General features: G+C 46.2%; 16 protein-coding genes. 10 read left to right on the forward strand and 6 right to left on the reverse strand.

Translation table 11 applies throughout. The annotated features are described in order from the left end of the window. Nucleotides 1-23 precede the first annotated feature (23 nt). Both C8D85_RS04225 and guaD read left to right on the forward strand, forming a co-directional pair. Nucleotides 24-1307 (forward strand): glycerate kinase type-2 family protein, encoded by a 1284-nt coding sequence (locus tag C8D85_RS04225; RefSeq protein WP_133560098.1) that lies wholly within the window; start codon nt 24-26, stop codon nt 1305-1307. A 112-nt stretch (nt 1308-1419) separates the two neighbouring features. Then, nucleotides 1420-2727 (forward strand): guanine deaminase, encoded by a 1308-nt coding sequence (guaD, locus tag C8D85_RS04230; RefSeq protein WP_133560099.1) that lies wholly within the window; start codon nt 1420-1422, stop codon nt 2725-2727. A 51-nt stretch (nt 2728-2778) separates the two neighbouring features. Here guaD and C8D85_RS04235 read toward each other — a convergent pair whose 3' ends face one another. Continuing rightward, the gene (locus C8D85_RS04235; RefSeq protein ID WP_133560100.1) at nt 2779-4353 is read right to left on the reverse strand and encodes an alkaline phosphatase; all 1575 of its coding nucleotides are present in this window, start codon (nt 4351-4353) and stop codon (nt 2779-2781) included. A 183-nt stretch (nt 4354-4536) separates the two neighbouring features. Between C8D85_RS04235 and C8D85_RS04240 the strand changes: the two genes are divergently transcribed. Together C8D85_RS04240 and C8D85_RS04245 are read left to right on the forward strand one after the other, a co-directional pair. Continuing rightward, a complete protein-coding gene (locus C8D85_RS04240; protein ID WP_133560101.1) occupies nt 4537-5058 on the forward strand; it encodes a DUF2867 domain-containing protein in 522 nt (173 codons plus the stop codon). 62 nt (nt 5059-5120) lie between these two features. Further along, on the forward strand, nt 5121-6398 hold the full coding sequence (locus tag C8D85_RS04245; RefSeq protein ID WP_133560102.1) for a nitrate regulatory protein: 1278 nt from the start codon (nt 5121-5123) through the stop codon (nt 6396-6398). A 52-nt stretch (nt 6399-6450) separates the two neighbouring features. Here C8D85_RS04245 and C8D85_RS04250 read toward each other — a convergent pair whose 3' ends face one another. Then, nucleotides 6451-6969 carry a hypothetical protein gene (locus tag C8D85_RS04250; protein ID WP_133560103.1) on the reverse strand — a complete coding sequence of 173 codons (519 nt, stop codon included), beginning with the start codon at nt 6967-6969 and terminating at the stop codon, nt 6451-6453. Between the two features lie 176 nt (nt 6970-7145). On the opposite strand from C8D85_RS04250, the gene C8D85_RS04255 reads away from it, so the two are divergent. From C8D85_RS04255 to C8D85_RS04275, 5 genes are all read left to right on the forward strand, one after another. Beyond that, nucleotides 7146-8372, forward strand: coding sequence for a multidrug effflux MFS transporter (locus C8D85_RS04255; protein WP_133560104.1), 1227 nt, complete (start codon nt 7146-7148; stop codon nt 8370-8372). 7 nt (nt 8373-8379) lie between these two features. Next, entirely contained in the window at nt 8380-8727 is a 348-nt protein-coding gene (locus tag C8D85_RS04260) for a Fis family transcriptional regulator (protein ID WP_133560105.1), read from the forward strand. Nucleotides 8728-8922: 195 nt separating this feature from the next. Next, nucleotides 8923-9096 carry a DUF1328 domain-containing protein gene (locus C8D85_RS04265; protein WP_133560106.1) on the forward strand — a complete coding sequence of 58 codons (174 nt, stop codon included), beginning with the start codon at nt 8923-8925 and terminating at the stop codon, nt 9094-9096. 128 nt (nt 9097-9224) lie between these two features. Further along, entirely contained in the window at nt 9225-9962 is a 738-nt protein-coding gene (locus tag C8D85_RS04270; protein WP_133560107.1) for a MipA/OmpV family protein, read from the forward strand. A gap of 69 nt (nt 9963-10031) precedes the next feature. After that, a complete protein-coding gene (locus C8D85_RS04275) occupies nt 10032-10298 on the forward strand; it encodes a DUF5062 family protein (protein WP_133560108.1) in 267 nt (88 codons plus the stop codon). 83 nt (nt 10299-10381) lie between these two features. Here C8D85_RS04275 and C8D85_RS04280 read toward each other — a convergent pair whose 3' ends face one another. The 4 genes from C8D85_RS04280 to C8D85_RS04295 form a co-directional block, all read right to left on the reverse strand. Beyond that, nucleotides 10382-11389 (reverse strand): ArsA family ATPase, encoded by a 1008-nt coding sequence (locus tag C8D85_RS04280; RefSeq protein WP_133560109.1) that lies wholly within the window; start codon nt 11387-11389, stop codon nt 10382-10384. A 28-nt stretch (nt 11390-11417) separates the two neighbouring features. Then, a complete protein-coding gene (locus C8D85_RS04285) occupies nt 11418-11690 on the reverse strand; it encodes a cory-CC-star protein (protein WP_133560110.1) in 273 nt (90 codons plus the stop codon). Nucleotides 11691-11692: 2 nt separating this feature from the next. Next, nucleotides 11693-13354, reverse strand: coding sequence for a carbon starvation CstA family protein (locus C8D85_RS04290; protein WP_133560111.1), 1662 nt, complete (start codon nt 13352-13354; stop codon nt 11693-11695). 187 nt (nt 13355-13541) lie between these two features. Further along, the gene (locus C8D85_RS04295) at nt 13542-15047 is read right to left on the reverse strand and encodes a DEAD/DEAH box helicase (RefSeq protein ID WP_133560112.1); all 1506 of its coding nucleotides are present in this window, start codon (nt 15045-15047) and stop codon (nt 13542-13544) included. Nucleotides 15048-15252: 205 nt separating this feature from the next. On the opposite strand from C8D85_RS04295, the gene hsdR reads away from it, so the two are divergent. Beyond that, nucleotides 15253-18813, forward strand: coding sequence for a type I restriction-modification system endonuclease (gene hsdR, locus C8D85_RS04300; RefSeq protein ID WP_133560113.1), 3561 nt, complete (start codon nt 15253-15255; stop codon nt 18811-18813). The last annotated feature ends 66 nt before the right edge of the window (nt 18814-18879 follow it).

Here is an 18879-nt window from a genome sequence, read left to right on the forward strand (position 1 = left end):
AACAATAATTAGGGAGTATCAGGATGACCAGCTCAACTACAGCGCATACCCAACTATTGCACTCGTTGTTCGAAGCCGCATTGGATGTGGCCCAACCTAATCGATGTGTTCCAAGACATATGCCCAGCCCCGTCGCAGGTAAAACCATCGTCATTGGCGCAGGAAAAGCATCTGCCGCCATGGCTCAATCTTTTGAACAAAACTGGAAAGGTGAACTTAGCGGTCTCGTGGTCACACGATACGGTTACGCAGTCCCTTGTGAACAAATTAACATCGTCGAAGCAGCCCACCCAATCCCTGATGAAAATGGCCTAAATGCCGCACAAGCCATGCTTGATTTAGTCAGCAATCTGACCGATCAAGACCAAGTGGTCGTGTTAATTTCGGGCGGTGGTTCCGCATTACTGCCTCTTCCCTATGAAGATATGACATTAAAGGAAAAGCAAGACGTTAATAATGCATTGCTAAGATGTGGCGCGAACATTGTTGAAATCAATACTGTGCGCAGACACCTCTCTAAAATCAAAGGGGGGCGTCTAGCGGCTGCGTGTTACCCGGCAAAAGTCACCACACTTTTGATTTCAGATGTGCCGGGCGACGATCTGTCTGCCATAGCATCCGGTCCGACCATCGCTGATAGCACGACTTGTTTGGACGCTTTGGCTATTTTAGATAAATACCAGATAGCCATAAACGATCGTATTCGTGAGCAATTGCTAAAAGGCACTTATGAAAGCATTAAGCCAAATGATGAACGCCTTGCTTTGGCAACAACCAAGCTGATTGCCACACCACAAATGGCATTAGAAGCCGCGGCAAAAAGGGCTCAAGAGCTTGGTATTAATAGCCTGATTTTAGGGGATAGTATTGAAGGCGAGGCCAAAGAAGTCGCAAAAGTGATGGCCGGTATCACTCGTCAAGTGAGAACCTTTGGTCAACCCATTAAGCCACCTTGCTTACTCTTATCCGGTGGTGAAACCACTGTTACCCTATCGGGCAACGGAGTCGGTGGTCGAAATGTCGAATTCCTGCTTGCCTTGGCCATACAGCTCCAAGGCCAAAGCGGCATCTCTGCTATTGCTTGTGATACCGACGGTGTGGACGGAGCCGCTGACATTGCAGGTGCTATCATCACTGAGCACTCCTTAAATGACGCAGATAAGAAAGGTTTAGATGCTAACGCTTTTCTTATGAATAATGACGCCCACACATTTTTTGAAAAAATTGGTCAATCCGTCGTGACAGGACCAACGATGACCAATGTTAATGACTTCCGAGCAATATTTATTGATACACTGCCAACCTAATCGCCTCCAATTGAGCGGGCAAAGAGATGCTCGCTCATTGACTAAAACTAAACAATCGGTCAAAGTCTTTGCCCGACGAATTTTTTCCCTTTATTTCAACTAGTGAGACAACATGGCAACGATTAAAGCATGGCGCTCCGCCATCCTGCATTGCACCGCAAACCCAACTGAAGTCGGCACAGAGCAAGCCTTCGAGTATTTCGAAGATGGATTGCTCGTGGTTAAAGACGGTATCATTCAAGCGTTAGGAAATGCGGAAGAACAGATTGCCCTATTGGACTCGACGATCGAAGTTGAACACCACCCTGATGCGCTGATTGTTCCAGGCTTTGTCGACACCCACATTCACTATCCACAAAGCGACATGATCGCCTCTTATGGCGAACAGTTGTTAGATTGGCTTAATAACTACACTTTCCCTGAAGAAAGTAAATTTGCCGATAAACAATATGCAAGCGACGTTGCTGAACGTTTTCTCGCCGAACTGCTACGTAACGGTACGACCACAGCTCTGGTCTTTGGTACGGTTCATAAGCAATCGGTTGACGCATTCTTTGAAGCTGCACTCCCTCTTAACCTGCGTATGATCTGCGGTAAAGTCATGATGGATCGCCATGCCCCTGACTATTTGACCGACACACCGGAAACCGCTTATGAAGACTCTAAAGAGCTGATCGAACGTTGGCATAATCACGGTCGCTTACACTATGCTGTGACACCTCGTTTTGCGCCGACATCTACATCAGAGCAACTTTCTGCCGCCGGCAAGCTGTTATCTGAATACGATGATCTTTATATGCACACACACCTTTCTGAAAATCGACAAGAGTGTAGCTGGGTTCAAGAGTTGTTCCCTGACTCTAAAAACTACTTAGATGTTTACGATCAACACCAGTTGCTAAGTGAACGCTCTGTTTTCGCCCATGGTATTCATCTATGTGATCAAGAATACAACCGCCTTAGCAAAACAGGCTCTGCAATCGCCTTCTGCCCAACTTCAAACCTCTTCCTTGGCAGTGGGCTGTTCAACTTAGAAAAAGCCGAATTGCATAAAGTGAACGTGGGTATGGGAACCGATGTGGGAGGCGGCACCAGCTTTTCAATGTTCAGCACACTGAACGAAGCTTACAAAGTGATCCAAATGCAGGGCCAAAACTTAGATCCGATTAAATCCTTCTACTTAGCTACGTTAGGTGGGGCAAAGGCCCTAAGACTGGATGACAAGGTGGGTAACTTAGCCATAGGCAGTGAAGCCGATTTCGTCATCCTAGATAAACAAGCAACGCCTTTACTAAGTAAACGCTTAGAACGTGCCAAAGACATCAAAGATACCTTGTTTGCCTTGATGATTCTGGCCGATGATCGAGCTATCCAAGCCACCTATGCGATGGGCCACTGTGTCCATCAAAGAGACGCTTAAGCCTTAAAAGGGCCTGATAAAACGAATGTCAGGCCCTGATCTGACCTACTGTTATTGAACAGCGTCCATCAAGAATTGGCCAATTTTTGAATGATGCTGTATAGAAGACACTGGCAAAATCTGTGCAGCTGGTCCCCAAGCAAATACATTCACTGGCGTACTCGTATGAGTCCCCGTTCCCCACACTGTATTTTGTGCTGTCGCCTGTACACGACCCAATAAATTACCTCGGTCGTTGTATGGGAAGAAAGCATCAAAGTCATGAATTGCAGGAATGGTCTCAGCACTTAAGTAGCTATGGTCATGCGTATGATAAGGATTAGGCTTATCTTGTAACACTTCCTCAGCTTGTGCCAACGTGATATCAAACTCAGAATTCTGATTGACGACTTTTTGTAGGTTAGCGGCCGTATGTTCTGATTCAGGTAACGCTTCGAACTCCGCTAGGATGTCGTAATAGCTTTTCTTCTGGTTGTATAAACCATCAAGGATATCAAAGCTCCCGAAATTGAACTTTGGCGCATAATCCGCGGCTTGGAACGCAACGCCATCTTTTTTCTGTGGTGCCGGAAGATCGTTAGAAGAGTAACTAAATCCAAATGAGCCCGTTTCATGATCCGCTGTGACTACGACAATGGTATCGTCTCGATCTTTTGCCCAGTCATATACCACTTGGATTGCTTCATCAAACTTCAGCAGTTCATGCAACATAGTGCCTGCATCATTTGAATGAGCGGCCCAGTCGATCTGCCCACCTTCGATCATCAAAAAGAATCCATCTTCATCCTTTTCTAGCACGGACAGTGCCTTTAAAGTCATTTCCTTCAACGATGGCTGAGTTCGTGATTCGTCAGACTTTGACTGGCTGTAACGAATGCCATCCATCATGCCTGAGTAAGCAAATAAACCAAGTAGTTTGCCCGAATCAGACGCTTCAAGTTGATCTTTATTAAATGCTAGGCCATAGCCCTTTTCTTGCGCTTCAAGCAATAAATTACGCTCGTCTTTACGCTTTGATTTTAAGTAAACATCACCACCCGTTAGCTCTGTAAGCTGCTGATATACTTCACCCTTTTCATTAGTAGATTCAGGTATCCAATAGCGTAAGCCTCCAGACAGCATAACATCTGGGCCTGTGTTCAGCATGTCAACGGCTATTTCATTTTCATAAGAACGATGTGGCTGATGGGCTGCAAAAGCAGCAGGAGTAGCGTGTGTTAAACGCGTATCAGACACTAGGCCTGTCGCTTTACCCAAACGTTTGGCTTTTTCTAAAACGGTTTCTACGACATTACCGTCTGCGTCGATACCAATGACTTCAGAACCGGTCAATACTCCTGTCGCTAGCTGAGTCGCAGAACAGGCTGAGTCGACAACAATCGCATCCGTCGGATAAGTCAATGACGAGCCGACGACGCCATCTTGTGCCAATCTATGCAATGCCGTTGGCTTTCCTTGATAAATCGAGTGTGGTGCTTTTTGAGCATAGGTTTCCAGCATACCAACTTGCTGAGGCCCCATACCATCCCCAATCATGAGTATGACGTTTTTCACTTCTGCGGCGACGGCACTATATGACGCAACACATAGACCACCAGCAACTAATGCTTTCTTTATCGTATTCATACTGTCCCTTTTTGTTTATTAAACGTTCAATTAAAAACGAATTATTACACTATCATTACAACTCAAAGTTTTGAAGTGTTTATTTTTCGGGCAAAAAAGTATCAAAACACGACTATTCGCTCTGCCAGCTTCTCAGTAAAATACTGAGTCACTCTAGAAGTTTCCTAAGGAAGGGGACGATTGATGAATAATGACGTAACCAAAGTAGCTCCTCCGTGCAGTAGTAAAATCCAACACATTTTAGAAAGTGCTGACTTCTATGACGCATGGGAAGTTAGAGCCGCTGCACCCATGCTGACTCCCTTAGAGCAGTTTTTGAGAGTTGCTTCTAAGACCCCAAAATGGGTAGATAGCCTGATGGTACTGAGAAATAAAGTGGTCTCGCCGTTTGGGCTTAAAGATCTAGGAAAGCTGTCCAGTATCTCGCCTAACAAATCAAGCAAGGACTATGTCGCGGGAGATCGCGTTGGTATTTTTACTTTAATAGAACAGTCCGAAAATGAAGTGCTCTTAGGAGATGAAGACGAACACTTAAAAGTGGTTTTATCTCTTTATCAAACACCGCTAGGAGATAATCAAACTCAAGTTACTATGACCACCGTCGTGCATGTGAAAAATATGCTAGGGCATCTTTACATGCTACCAGTGAAGCCAGCACATCATGTTATAGCGAAATCCATGACCAAGCTGATAGGTGAAAATTAGGAACTGGAATAAAGCTTGCTAGGACTTAGTTGCCAGAAAAACTAAGAGTTACATCCCCCTATATGAAAAGCATTCCAAGTACCGAAGATTTTTTACTCGCTGCCAAGCAATCAGAAATCAACGCGCTGAACCAACTCGCTACTAATTGCCGCTTAGTGGTCAGCGTGTCTGATTTCATTCATGAGCTTCAAAAAGAGAGAGGACTATCCAACTCCTACCTAGTCTCTCAAGGTAAACGTCTGCAAAAAGAGCGTATTGAAGAAATCGAAGCGATCGATCGCGCGCAGCAACAATTTATCGCCACCCTTAAGCCCCTAGATTTGAAACGCTGTGGTAGCTCCACTATTAGGCTATATCACAGCCTCGCTTATGTACTGCATTCCTTGGATGAGTTACCCCAAGTTCGAGAAAGTGTCAGCAATCAAGCCATCTCAGCCACAGACAACACGAAGTTTTTTAACCACCTTATCGCAGGGTTGCTAGCCGTTATTTTTGAGGCGGCGGATGTATCCAATGACCCTGATATCACCAAGGCGCTGATCGCTTTGTTTAACTTTGTGCAAGGCAAGGAATACGCTGGACAAGAAAGAGCCTGGGGCGTCATTGGTTTCACCAAAGGCTCATTTTCCAACTCAACGAAAGATCAAATCAAAGCATTGATGGACGCTCAGTTCGGCTGCTTTGATGCTTTTAACAACTTCAGTTCCGTCATCCCAGCAGCCCAATGGCGACAACTAGAAAGTGCTGAAGCGGCTTTTGAGATGGAGCGCATGCGCCAACTTATTGCCCGCTTCAAGACCGGTGATTCACTGCCTACAGCAATTGGCGAAGTCTGGTACCAAGCCGCAACATCGCGTATTGATGGTATGCAAGAAATCGTAAAAACTCTAACAGAAGAGTTGTCCAATGTTTGTCAGAGCAAAGTGAAGCAAGCCAGTGATGAGTTAAAAAATCACCAAGCTCATTTGGTATCCCTAGGAAATTATGAAGCTCCCCCAATGTCTGCACTTACTGCCATGGACAAACAGAGCTCGGATACAACTATCACCATGAGTAATGGAGTCAATTTAAAACTTGCCCAATCCATTTATGATTTAGTGCAAAAACAAGCGGAGCATCTGCGAAAAGTCAGTGAAGAACTTACATTCGCCAAACAAACCCTCAATGAAAGGAAACTTATCGAAAAGGCCAAAGGTATTCTGATGAGCAGCCAAGGGGTGTCAGAAGAAGCCGCCTATAAACAGCTCCGTCAGGCAGCGATGGATGGAAACAAACGGATTATTGATATCGCCGATAACATTATCAGCGTTTCAAGCATGCTCAATTCACAACACGCCTAGCTTTGCACCAAAGTGGTGTACAGATTTATTCTCGGCACCACTTTGGAATGTTTTAAGGATATAAACGCACTATTCCGGTCTTTGCTTCCATGTCTGCAACCATCCAGATTTTTTCAAATGGATGGTCGTCGGGGACTGTAATATGACCAAATAGTTTCTTGATCTCGTCTTTGCCCCACTGAGGATGGGTATTACGAATCACCAACCACACTTTATCTGTTTGATAGCGCTTACCAGCTTTGTTCAAAAGAATTCTATTCAATGCTTTTAACAAGCGCTCATCGGCTTCTAAGTCTAAAGAATGCAGCTCCGCTTGCGTTTGCTCGGATAATTCCCGCCCTAGGATGGCCATCGCTTCGGCCTCGGAGCCATACAGATGAGCTATCTCAAGATCCAACCGTTCACCTTCTAAAGTACAAGAAACATCCGGCCGCATGGGTTGATTGTGCCAAATATGGCGAATGGGCTTGCGGGTGTTTGCTTCATAACAACGCATAAACAACTTCGCCGCTTCATGCTCTAAGCGTATTTTTTCATGTTCGCTACGTTGGCCTTCAGTGACATCTGCCATAACTACTCCTACCGAAGTTTAGCCTTTCAGGTTTAGCATAGACCAGTTGAACCGTTTAGTCCCCGTTTCTAGTTCCTTGCTTTCCTATTTAGTCCTCATTTTTAGCAACACAGAATTCATAATAAAGCCTTATAATTCAAAGTTCGTTTTGCATTCACTTTTAAGGACTATGGATCATGCCTTCAATTTCTCAACGCTCAGAAATGGGAGCAAAAGAGTTCACTGTGTTGGTTGCACTGTTGATGTCGATTGTCGCTATTTCAATTGACGCCCTGCTTCCCGCACTTGGCCTCATTGGTCAAGACTTAAAAGCGACAGACTCTAATCAGCCACAACTGTTAATCAGTTTAATATTTTTAGGCATGGCGATTGGCCAACTCATTGCAGGCCCTTTGTCTGATGCACTAGGCCGAAAACCGATACTCTTTGCTGGCTTTGCTCTGTATCTGGCTGGCACGGTGTTTTGTTTTTTTGCACCAACTTTATCAGAACTAATGATTGGTCGATTTATACAGGGCTTGGGCGTTTCCGGTCCTTACATCGCAGCCATCTCTTTAGTACGTGACCAATTCAGCGGTGCAAAAATGGCTCGCACCATGTCATTTGTCATGATGATATTTGTCTTAGTGCCTGCGATCGCACCCACATTAGGTCAAGCCATCATGTTTGTCGCAGATTGGCACAGCATTTTTATTATGTACTTTTTATATGCCGCCATTCTGCTCGTATGGATTGCGACACGCCTGAAGGAAACACTAGCCAAACCTGATCGTATTCCGTTCACCTACTCAGGGTTTAAAAATGGCTTCAAAGAAGTCCTGAGTAACCGCCAAACACTTTGCTATATGCTGTGTATGGGACTGTTCTTTGGTAGCTTTATTGGTTACCTAAACTCTTCACAGCAAATTTTCCAAGTGCAATTCAATACTGGCGCCTTATTCAGTTTGTACTTTGGTGCCTTAGCACTCGTGCTTGGCTTTTCCTCGTTATTAAATGCCCGTATTGTTGAAGCATTTGGGATGCGTCCTATTGCACTGTGCGCCATCACTACAGTGGTCATTGCCTCCCTTATTTTCTGGGCACTGCATTCATTCGTTAACGTTACATTATGGATGTTCTTAACCTACGCAACTGTGTTGTTCTTTTGCTTTGGCTTATTGTTTGGCAACGTTAACGCCCTAGCCATGGAACCTATGGGGCATGTTGCAGGCATTGCTTCTGCGGTCATTGGCTCAGTTTCTTCTATCTTATCAATGGGCATAGGCACTTTGATTGGTCAGTTGTACGACAATACGCTTATTCCCGTTGTCATGGGCTTTAGCTTACTTGGGCTACTAGCACTGGGGCTAATGTATATTGCCGACAGCAAAACACCTGATGACTTAGATCCTGCGATAGCATAGGCACAACATGCGTAAAACAGATAAGAAAAGAGACAACTTGATTCGAGAGTCGCTGACTAAGCTCTGCGATGAACTATTGGCTCTAAACATAGGCTTTGCGTGGCTGACGCACACCGTGGATTACAATACCTTTCCGCAAAGCCTAAAAGTCATCATTATCTTTGAGACAGACGAAGCTCAAGAACGATTCGCCAACAGTTCCGCTCTAGACAAACTCTTATCGGATATTGCCAATCGCTTTAAACAGCTAGACATCCGCCTTGCCACACCACATAAACACGTCTTGCTCGATAACGAGCAAGCATGCTTTAGAAGTCATCAAGGCAAATGGGCTAACCGATTACAGCAACACTGAGCACATTCCTGCGTACTCATGACAAGGCGCTGACTTAAGAAGCGCCTTTTTCTATAAAGCTTCGTCCGCATACATAATCTTTACATTCTCGGCTATAACTCCCAATTCATCGCACGTTTCTTGCGCTTATTGCATGTCTTACCTGTCTATCCTGATTACGTCATTTAGAAAATTAGCGATTAAGGAGAACGAATTATGTTGGGTTGGACATTTCTATTTTTGATTGTTGCGTTATTGGCGGGTGCTCTTGGTTTCACTGGGATTGCAGGGGCAAGTATGGGAATTGCAAAAGTACTGTTCTTTGTCTTCTTAGCATTGATGATAATTTCGGCAGTCCTTCATGTGATTCGAGGCAAAAAACCTCTTTAACCGCTATTCCATTCATAGGCCCACAGGTATTTACCGTGGGCCTCAATCGCCTTATTTTTGTCACCTTTTCCAATCAGATAAGACGTACCATGTTTTCTTCGCCCTATCAATGTACCAGAGGATGAAACATGAAAGCTTACAAGTACGTACCATTAATCATTTTGCCATTCGCCTCAAGCACCTATGCCGATGAGCTGAACTCCAGCATCGGTGTTACAGGTATTTGGGCAAAGTCTTATATCGTAGGCGAAGATAACGCCAGCGACCCTTTTCCTTACGTCAATCTGTCCTATGGCATGTTTAGAGCATCCCCACAAGGTATAGGTGTAGAACACGCCATTAGTGACAAAGATAAAGTCAGCCTTCTTGTGAAGCTAAGACGATCCCCACTGGATATTGATGAGAATAGCCAACTTACTGGCCTAAATGAGCGCAAAGATGCCACGGAATTAGCTCTAGGCTGGTCAACCAAGCTTCAATCTATTGATATTACCTCCTCTTTGGCAGCGGACATCAGTGACAAGCACAATGGCTACGAAGCGAAAATCAAAGCGTCCAAACCGTATAAAACGCAAGTGGGATTGTTCATCCCTTCCCTCGGTTTAGCTTATCAATCAAAAGACCTAGTCAACTATTACCATGGTATCAGTGCTAGCGAGTCTGCTCTGTCTGGATACCAAGCCTATGAAGGTGATGGAGGTGTAATTGGTCAAATGGGCATCACACACATTTTCCCTATTTCTGATCACTGGAAAACCATTACAAACATTCAACATACCACCTTAGGCGATAACATTAGCGACAGTCCAATTGTTGAGCAATCTAGCTTCTGGGCCGGCATGTTTTCGGTAGTGTATACATTTTAAACGGATTAAATAGTGTGATACGCCTTAGGTTTGTTTTAGACTGAAAAGGTCATCATTGCGGAGGTGCTTATGAAAAAACTAAAGAATGAAGCGCAACTCGTAAAAAAAGCCATTCAAGTAGGTGAATCTTACGCCAAGAACCGTGGCTATGCGGCATTTTCGGCACAGACCTCAGCCAATCAAAAAGTGGAGTCTTTATACCGCTTACTGGTACTCGATAAACTGGTGGTCGCACTGCCTCCGGATAAAGAAGACTTGCCTGGAATGAAACACAAACTGGCTATTTGGATTGATAAAATGCTCCCTGCAGATCATCCATTGAAAGAAGCCAGTTAGCACTGAGCTAAAAAAAGGGCAATTTGATTCCAAGCAAGGTTTCAAATGGCCCTTTTAAATTTCTAACGAAAAAAAACTCTGAACTACAAGCCAGATTGATCCAACAACACTGCCGTTTGTTGCAAAGCACCGATACCATGAATATCCGTTGGCATTAACGGCATTCTAAACTGTGCTTGGTCAGCGAAAATACGATCGATATCGTTTAAGTAACGCTTTTCTTGCTCGCGACGCTGTGCTAAAAACTCGCCATCTGCATTGTCTGGCAATACTCGATTAACGACCAAACCGTGTAACGGTAACGCTTCGTCCTTAAGAGATTTCACCGCACGTTCAGTTTCTAGAATAGGTAATTTTTCTGGCGTTAACACGAACAGCAAACCTGTGTTTTCAGCGTCTTGAAAACGACGGCGACTACGTTGAAACAAGCGTTGACGCTCAAGTAAGGTTTCTGTGATTTCCTGTGTTCGGCTGTCCATACCGTCGGTTGCATGTTTGCTCGGATCCGCCATTGGGTTCGCAATGTCTTTTCCCGCTTTTGCCGTTAAATGGTCCAACACACCAGCGAGCTTTTCTGACTTCGCCTGCTGGCTAAGCATACCTTGAGTCCAAGCCGCCATTGCCTCAGGGAGACTTAACAAACGAAGTGTATGCCCTGTGGGGGCAGTATCGAAAATCACTAAGTCATATTGATCTTCAGCGTCTTCAATAAGCCGGCATATACGCTCTAACAAGGCCGCTTCCTGTGCACCTGGTGATTGCTCTGTCAAACGCATTTGACGCTCAATCTCAGGGTACATTTCTGGGCGTGTGAAGCGTTTCATATCTTTCGTCACACGCTCGATATGCGCCATAACCTCTTTGTCAGGGTCAATCTCTAGCGCATGAACACCCGCGCACACCGCGGCACCTTGGTCACCAATCTCCCAATCAAACGCATCGCCTAAGCTATGAGCTGGATCGGTTGACACCACTAACACACGTTTACCCCGGCGAGACGCCAATAACGCCAGCGAAGCAGAAATGGTGGTTTTGCCCACTCCTCCTTTACCACCCACCAAAATTAAACGCTTATCTGTAATGCACGACATCGACTTCAACCTACAATGACTTGGTTTATTAACAACAACGAAAATGATCCAGCGGCGAATGCTCCATTCCCATACGCTTATGCCAGTCATGGAAACGTTCGAGCAACAAGGGTTGTAATTCAAGCGTGTAATAGGCGGCCGGATTTGGCACGCCCATCAACTCAGAAAACACCAACATCATAAACAAGTCGTCTTCGTCACGCTTTGCCCGAGCAATCGCGGAGCGGTATGGCGCGTTGTAAGCTTCTTCTAGCATACGCGAGGCTTTACCAGCCCACTGACGAACAGATTTAATCTTCATGATTAAGCATTCTCTTTACGAACACGAACCATGGTGGCCGCTGCTTCTAGAGCAATACAAATCGCCGCCACCAAGATTACCCCATCAAGGCCAAATAAGAACCAGTTCTCGTCGTTATAGAAACCTTTTAGCTGGATAAGCAATGCAAAAATGGTCATAACTAGTAAGAACACCAATGGGATCAAGGTGTAATACGAAGGACGCTTAAGGCGAATCAACATCACAGTGATCACCATCAGCGTTAGACCTGCTAATAATTGGTTAGTGGTACCAAATAAAGGCCAAATCAACATACCGCCAGAACCATCGGCACCTGCGCCGAAGGCCAACAACATGCAAGTACCCACAGCTAACAGCGTCGCTGGCGCAGCTTTTTGTAGCCACTTCAGGTTATAGATTTCACCCCACTCTTGGAAAATATAGCGCTGAAGGCGAATACCTGTATCCATGGTAGTACCAGCAAACAACACTGCCATAACCGTTAACAGGGTTTGCGCAATGGTGTTATCCAACCCAATACCATTCGTTAAAATATTCGCGCCACCACTTACAAATGCCGCCACGCCACCTTGACCAAATGAGCTGTAAACCGCTTGCCAATCAGCCAATGTGGCAAAACCAGCCGTCACGGCGATGATAGTTGCAAGAGATAAAGACCCCTCACCAATCGCACCAAAATAACCAACAAAACGAATATCGGTTTCTTTCTCAATCTGCTTAGAGGTCGTACCAGAAGAGACCAAACCGTGGAAACCTGAAATCGCGCCACACGCAATCGTCACAAACAAAAGTGGTACTAAGGACGGCGTGCCTTCAGGGGTTTCCATATTAAACGCAGGCGCGACTAACTCAGGACCAGAAATCACGACTGCGGCATACATTAAAATCAAACCGATAAACAGTTGTAGACCGTTAATATAATCTCGAGGTTGCAGTAACATCCAAACAGGCAAAAGTGATGCAATCGCAGCGTAGATGAACAGCAACACAATCCAGCTGGCTTTGTCAGATAGTCCAAGGATAGCGTCTGGCATGACAATAGGGAGAGATGGCCCAGCCCAAATCAACGCGTACAAAGCCACCACGCCTAAAACTGATACCATACCTAACCCAATCATGCGGCGGAAAATCAATTGCCCAATGATCAAGGCGACAAAAATAGCGCCCCAAACGGGAACAACAGAGCTAGGAAACTTCACTAGAAGATTTGAGATTGCCGTGGCAAAAACAGCGTTTACCATCAACAACACTAAGAAAATCACGATCATGAACAAGCTTCGTGCTCGCTTACCGATGACATCTTCGGTTAGTGCACCAATCGACTTAGCTTTGTTGCGGTTACTGGCCCAAATTGCACCGGCATCATGAACACCGGCAAAGAAAATAGTGCCAAAAACCACCCATAAAAAAGCTGGTACCCAGCCCCAAATCACCGCAATAGCGGGACCGATGATCGGCGCAGCACCAGCAACAGAAGTAAAGTGATGCCCCCAAAGGACATATTTATTGGTAGGTACGAAATCGACACCGTCCTCAAATTCATGGGCAGGTGTGCGGAAGTTAGGGTCAAGCTTGAATATTTTTTCGGCTATGAATTTTGAATAAAATGCATAGCCCAAAAACATAGCAACTAAGCCCATTACCATTAAGATAACAGCGTTCATAGGGAGCCTCTCGAAGGGATTTTATTATTGTTACGGTTTGTAACCGCGCGCAATATTAATCCGGCTTCAGTAAGCATCCCTATTCGACTAAGGTCGTAAAAACGGGACTATGAACTTTAGTTTCTAAAGTTTCCGTATTTAGTAAACAATTCTTACCAAATAGATTCTAAAAGCACTTCAGAAATACTTAGGCATCACTCTTTGGCGTACTTGGGCGAACACGCTTACGCGGTGCACGACTTGGTTTCGCGGGATTCTCAGTTGCTTTATTTGCTTGCCCTGAACGATGATTTTTCGGCTTAGCTTGGTTTGAATTGCCACCATTAGCGCTTGGTCGAGTACCCGAGCGACGAGGTTTTGAATCACGTCCTTCTGCTCCGCCTTCACTACGATTACGTGGGTTAGGCTTACGCTGAGAAGGCTTGTTTGAACGCGGCTTCGCACTGCCTTCTTTTGCTGACGCTGCAGGCTGTTGAGTTTGATCCGTCTTTGGCTTCTTAGGCTTTTTCGGTTTCTTAGGCTTAATAGGACGAGTATCCAATTTTGAGGCCTGCAAAGGAGCGCTTGGTGGGAATTCAGCGCTTACTTGGCGTTCAATCAATTCACCAATCACGCGTTCAATAGCAAACAACTCTTTGATATCTTCTTCCGTTACAAACGATACCGCGTGACCTGTTTCACCTGCTCGACCAGTACGGCCAATGCGGTGTACGTAGTCTTCCGGCACTTTTGGCAAGTCAAAGTTCACCACATAAGGCAGCTGGCTAATATCAATACCACGAGCTGCAATATCCGTTGCCACCAACACTTGCACCGCGCCTGATTTGAAATCGGCCAAGGCTTTGGTACGAGCGTTTTGGCTCTTGTCTCCATGGATCGCCGCAGCGGTGATGTCTTTAGCATTCAACATACGTGCGATGCGATTCGCGCCGTGTTTTGTTTTCGAGAACACTAGAACCTGACGCCAGCCTTCTTGTTTCACAAGGTGAATCAAAAGCTTAGTCTTATTTGGCTTGTCCACTTCAAAAACGGTATGGCTGATCGTTGCAGCTTTTGTGTTAGCTGGTGACACTGAAACTTCTTCTGGGTCATTAACAAAACGCTCTGCGAGCTCTTTGATCGGATCCGAGAAGGTTGCCGAGAACAACAAGGTTTGACGCTTTTTCGGAATCAGAGCCACGATCTTTTTCAAATCATGAATAAAGCCCATATCCAACATACGGTCAGCTTCATCCAAAACCAGAATTTCCAAACGGTCTAACTTAATCGCATTCTGCTGAAACAAATCCAACAAACGCCCAGGTGTTGCCACCAACACATCCGCGCCACCACGAAGCTTCTGCATCTGCGGATTAATCTTTACACCGCCGTACACCACCGCACTTTTAAGCGGCAAGTGCTTGCTGTATAGCGAAACGTTATCCGCGACTTGCTGAGCCAACTCACGGGTGGGAGTCAGCACAAGAGCACGTACTTGGTTGTTACGCGCCCCTTGACCCGCTAATAAATTTTGCAGCATCGGCAAGGTAAAGCCCGCCGTTTTACCTGTCCCCGTTTGCGCCGCTGCCATCAAATCCTTACCAGACAACACCACCGGAATGGCCTGTTGTTGAATTGGACTTGGAGAAGTGTAGCCCTTCTCTTCCAAGGCTTTCAAAATGCGCGCGTCTAATCCAAGGGATTCAAAATTCATTAGGGTTCTCAATTGGGTGATACAAAGGCGCGAAGCTTAACCTTTGTAGGGGGAATTTGCGAGCTTAACCCAACCTCCTTATCCCTCATCATTAAGCCTGTTAACACAGCTGTTGTAGAAACAAAGGATTTCGAATGCAACCGTATCAAGGTAGACTCATGTATATAGACGATCTCATTAAGTAGAAAAAGGACTTTAGGACATAATGGCAGCGGCTCACTCTAACTTTTCTTTCCTAAAAGGTCATAACGATTTTCTGTTCGCCATTGCTCACGCGGCAGAGAAGAACTATCCCGATGATCCGAACACTACTCTCGTAAAACTAAGAATCTTTGGTGAGTATGTCGCGAACCATCTAGGAAAACTGCTGAATATTGAGCCACAAGAAACCCAGTTCAAATTACTCGAAGCCATCCAGCGCAAAACCAACGTCGATCAAACCATCCTCGATGTGTTTCATAATCTTCGCCGTATCGGCAACGACGCCGTACATAAGTATCACGACGATCTAAGCGACGCAGAAATGTGTTTACGCTTAGCCTTTCGACTGGCTCTTTGGTACTACCGCCTTATTAGCCAAGATAAGGATTTCACTGCACCGCTGTTTCAACTGCCCAGCAAGCAAACGGATCAAGACACTCAAGCCTACGAGCAAGAACTCGCACAGCTAAAACAAGCACTCGCCGAGGCGGAGCGTGCGGCACAACAAAACGATCAAGCCAGCCAAACCGAAATAGACGCTCAACAGCAAGAATTAGCCGAGCTAAAAGGCCGCCTGTCTGTATTTGAAAGTAAAGAGCAAGAAACCCAAGCGCAAAGCGACGCTCGTATTGCCGCTCTAGAAGCACAGCTCAAAGCCAAAGAGGCAGAGCTAGCGAAGCTAAGCGAAACGGATCGCCAAGTATTTCATAAAACAGCTCTTAACCAAGCCAATCGCAACAAGCTGGATTTAAGCGAAGCAGAAACGCGCTACTTAATTGATGAACAGCTGCGTCTCGCAGGCTGGGAAGCCGACACGCAAAAGCTCACCTACAGTCAAGGCGCACGCCCTCAGATTGGCCGTAATATGGCCATCGCCGAATGGCCCACCGGTCTCGACGAAACGGGGCTTTCTAATACAGGTAAGGGCTTTGCTGACTATGTGCTGTTTATTGGCATAAAACCGGTTGGCGTTGTCGAAGCCAAACGCTATAACATCGATGTGGAAAGCAAACTTAACGAAGCCTACCGCTACAGCCGCACCTTTGACTCATTGGCCTATCAAGCGGAGCTTGAACAACGAGCTGCCAACGATGAAGATCTCATGGCAAAAGTCGGCGAGCTAAAAATCAATCAGTATCAGGCCAACGGCTTTCACATCCCGTTTTGTTTTTCGGCCAATGGCCGCAGCTACAGCGCAGCCATGAAAAGCAAAAGCGGCATTTGGTATCGCGATACACGCATTGATACCAACCAGCCAGACGCGCTGCCCCAGTGGTTCACACCTGAGGAATTACAGAGCAAGCTGGCGCAATCAATCGGCCAACGTAATCAGTGGTTTGCTAGTCACCCCGATATGAGTGATCTGGGCTTGCGTTACTACCAAGAAGACGCAGTACGCGCCGTGGAACAAGCCGTTGTCTCCGGTCAACGTAGTGCCCTACTCGCCATGGCGACCGGCACGGGCAAAACCCGAACCGCTATTGCCATTATGTACCGCATGATTCAATCCCAGCGTTTCAAGCGTGTATTGTTTTTAGTGGACCGCCGTTCTTTAGGTAACCAAGCGGTGGGCTCCTTTGACGACACCCGTATTCAAAGCCAATCCTTTAACAGCATCTTTAATATAAAAGGGCTGACAGATCGCTTCCCCGAAGACAGCACCAAAATTCATGTGGCTACGGTGCAATCCTTGGTAAAACGCGTACTACAAAGCGATGAATTTATTCCTGTTGGTTTGTACGATGCCATCATCGTCGACGAAGCGCACCGTGGTTATATTCTCGATAAAGAACAAAGCGAGGGCGAGCTGGAGTTCCGTGATCAGCGTGAATACATGTCCGCCTATCGTCGTGTCATCGACCAGTTCGATGCTTTTAAATTGGCCCTGACTGCCACGCCAGCCCTGCATACGACACAGATTTTTGGTCATTCGATTTATAAATATTCTTACCGTACCGCGGTGATCGATGGTTACCTGAATGACTACCAGCCACCGATCAAGATCAACACCGAGCTTAACTCACAAGACGTGGTGTTTGCCAAAGGCGAGCAAGTGGAGCGATTGGAAGTATCTGGGCAATTAGTACCGGATACTCTAGAAGACGAACAGCATTTTGATGTAGAAAAGTTCAACAAAACCATCATCTTGCCCAACTTCACCAAAGCCATTTGTGGCGAGCTGACCAACTGGCTCGACCCTACCAGCCAACAGAAAACCTTAATCTTCTGCGTTAACAACGAGCATGCAGACGCGGTTGTTGGCGCCTTACGGGACGCGTTTTTAAACTCTGGTAACCCGAAATACGCGCAGCTTGAATACGACGCGATCATGAAGATCACCAGTAATGCGGACAAAGACGCCAACAAAGTTCAAAGCCTGATTACCCGCTTTGAAAAAGAGCGTTTGCCCAACATCGTCGTCACGGTGGATCTCTTAACCACCGGCATCGATATTCCGAGCATTTGTAACTTGGTCTTTATGCGCAAAGTTCGCAGCCGCATTTTGTATGAGCAAATGAAAGGTCGCGCCACCCGCCTATGCCCTGAAGTGGGCAAAACCAGTTTCCGTATTTTTGATGCCGTGGATGTGTTTTCGACCCTAGAGTCCGTCGATACCATGAAAGCAGTCGTGGTGCGCCCCAATGTCACTTTACCCACTCTGGTGACTGAAATCAGCGATGACAAAACCTACGAAGTCATCGAAAGCAACGGTCAATCCTTCGCGGACAACAGCCACGAACAACTGGTATCAAAATTACAGCGTGTGATCACCCAAGCGACTTACCAAAAAGACCGTAGCCGTGAGGTAGAGCAACAAGTACAACACTTGGACGAGCGTCTAAAAAATGTCGCTGACTGCACCTTCGCGCAGTTTGCCAATACGATCAAAACCCAAGGGCCACGCCAAGCGGCTCAGTACTTCGCACAACTGCCCAACTTTATTGAGCAAATCGACGAGCTTAAGCGCACCATCAACAGCCTACGCGAGCGCCCTATTTTTAGCGATATCGAAGATAAAGTGATTGGTGTCGAAACCCTCTATGGTGACTACAACCAGCCCGATGATTTCTTAAATGCCTTTGATCGACTGGTCACCGACAACGTCAACCAACTGGCGGCGCTCGATGCAGTGGTTAATCGCCCGCGGGATCTCACCCGCAAAGGACTGGTCGAGCTGCAAGAATGGTTCGATGCCAAGCACTTTGATGAATCCGCGCTACAAACCGCTTGGAAGCAGAAAACCAACCAAGACATTGCCGCCAAGCTCGTCGGGCATATTCGCCGTGCCAGCATGAGAAACCCACAGCTGTTGCCCTTTGATGAACGGGTCGATCATGCGCTGGAGAAAATCAAAACCGAGCAAGACTGGAATACCGTGCAGATCAAATGGCTTGACCGCCTCGCCAGCTCTATTAAAGACAAAGTCGTACTCGACGACGATGTTTACAAAATCGGCAACTACAAGCGCGAGGGTGGCAAGCGCAAGCTACAAGACGCCTTAAACAACGAACTGGACGTGATTTTGCAAAAATTTAACGAGTACATCTGGGACGACCTCGCTTAGCTCGGTATCATGCGCACCAACTTTTACATGGATGCGTCCTAGCCTGTCATACTGCTAGGGCGTATT

The sequence above is a fragment of the Marinomonas communis genome, from assembly GCF_004363305.1.
GTDB lineage: Bacteria > Pseudomonadota > Gammaproteobacteria > Pseudomonadales > Marinomonadaceae > Marinomonas > Marinomonas communis.

Coding starts and splice junctions, on each gene's coding strand:
- C8D85_RS04225 (WP_133560098.1), top strand. CDS start 24: ATGACCAGCTCAACTACAGCGCATACCCAACTATTGCACTCGTTGTTC.
- guaD (WP_133560099.1), top strand. CDS start 1,420: ATGGCAACGATTAAAGCATGGCGCTCCGCCATCCTGCATTGCACCGCA.
- C8D85_RS04235 (WP_133560100.1), bottom strand. CDS start 4,353: ATGAATACGATAAAGAAAGCATTAGTTGCTGGTGGTCTATGTGTTGCG.
- C8D85_RS04240 (WP_133560101.1), top strand. CDS start 4,537: ATGAATAATGACGTAACCAAAGTAGCTCCTCCGTGCAGTAGTAAAATC.
- C8D85_RS04245 (WP_133560102.1), top strand. CDS start 5,121: ATGAAAAGCATTCCAAGTACCGAAGATTTTTTACTCGCTGCCAAGCAA.
- C8D85_RS04250 (WP_133560103.1), bottom strand. CDS start 6,969: ATGGCAGATGTCACTGAAGGCCAACGTAGCGAACATGAAAAAATACGC.
- C8D85_RS04255 (WP_133560104.1), top strand. CDS start 7,146: ATGCCTTCAATTTCTCAACGCTCAGAAATGGGAGCAAAAGAGTTCACT.
- C8D85_RS04260 (WP_133560105.1), top strand. CDS start 8,380: ATGCGTAAAACAGATAAGAAAAGAGACAACTTGATTCGAGAGTCGCTG.
- C8D85_RS04265 (WP_133560106.1), top strand. CDS start 8,923: ATGTTGGGTTGGACATTTCTATTTTTGATTGTTGCGTTATTGGCGGGT.
- C8D85_RS04270 (WP_133560107.1), top strand. CDS start 9,225: ATGAAAGCTTACAAGTACGTACCATTAATCATTTTGCCATTCGCCTCA.
- C8D85_RS04275 (WP_133560108.1), top strand. CDS start 10,032: ATGAAAAAACTAAAGAATGAAGCGCAACTCGTAAAAAAAGCCATTCAA.
- C8D85_RS04280 (WP_133560109.1), bottom strand. CDS start 11,389: ATGTCGTGCATTACAGATAAGCGTTTAATTTTGGTGGGTGGTAAAGGA.
- C8D85_RS04285 (WP_133560110.1), bottom strand. CDS start 11,690: ATGAAGATTAAATCTGTTCGTCAGTGGGCTGGTAAAGCCTCGCGTATG.
- C8D85_RS04290 (WP_133560111.1), bottom strand. CDS start 13,354: ATGAACGCTGTTATCTTAATGGTAATGGGCTTAGTTGCTATGTTTTTG.
- C8D85_RS04295 (WP_133560112.1), bottom strand. CDS start 15,047: ATGAATTTTGAATCCCTTGGATTAGACGCGCGCATTTTGAAAGCCTTG.
- hsdR (WP_133560113.1), top strand. CDS start 15,253: ATGGCAGCGGCTCACTCTAACTTTTCTTTCCTAAAAGGTCATAACGAT.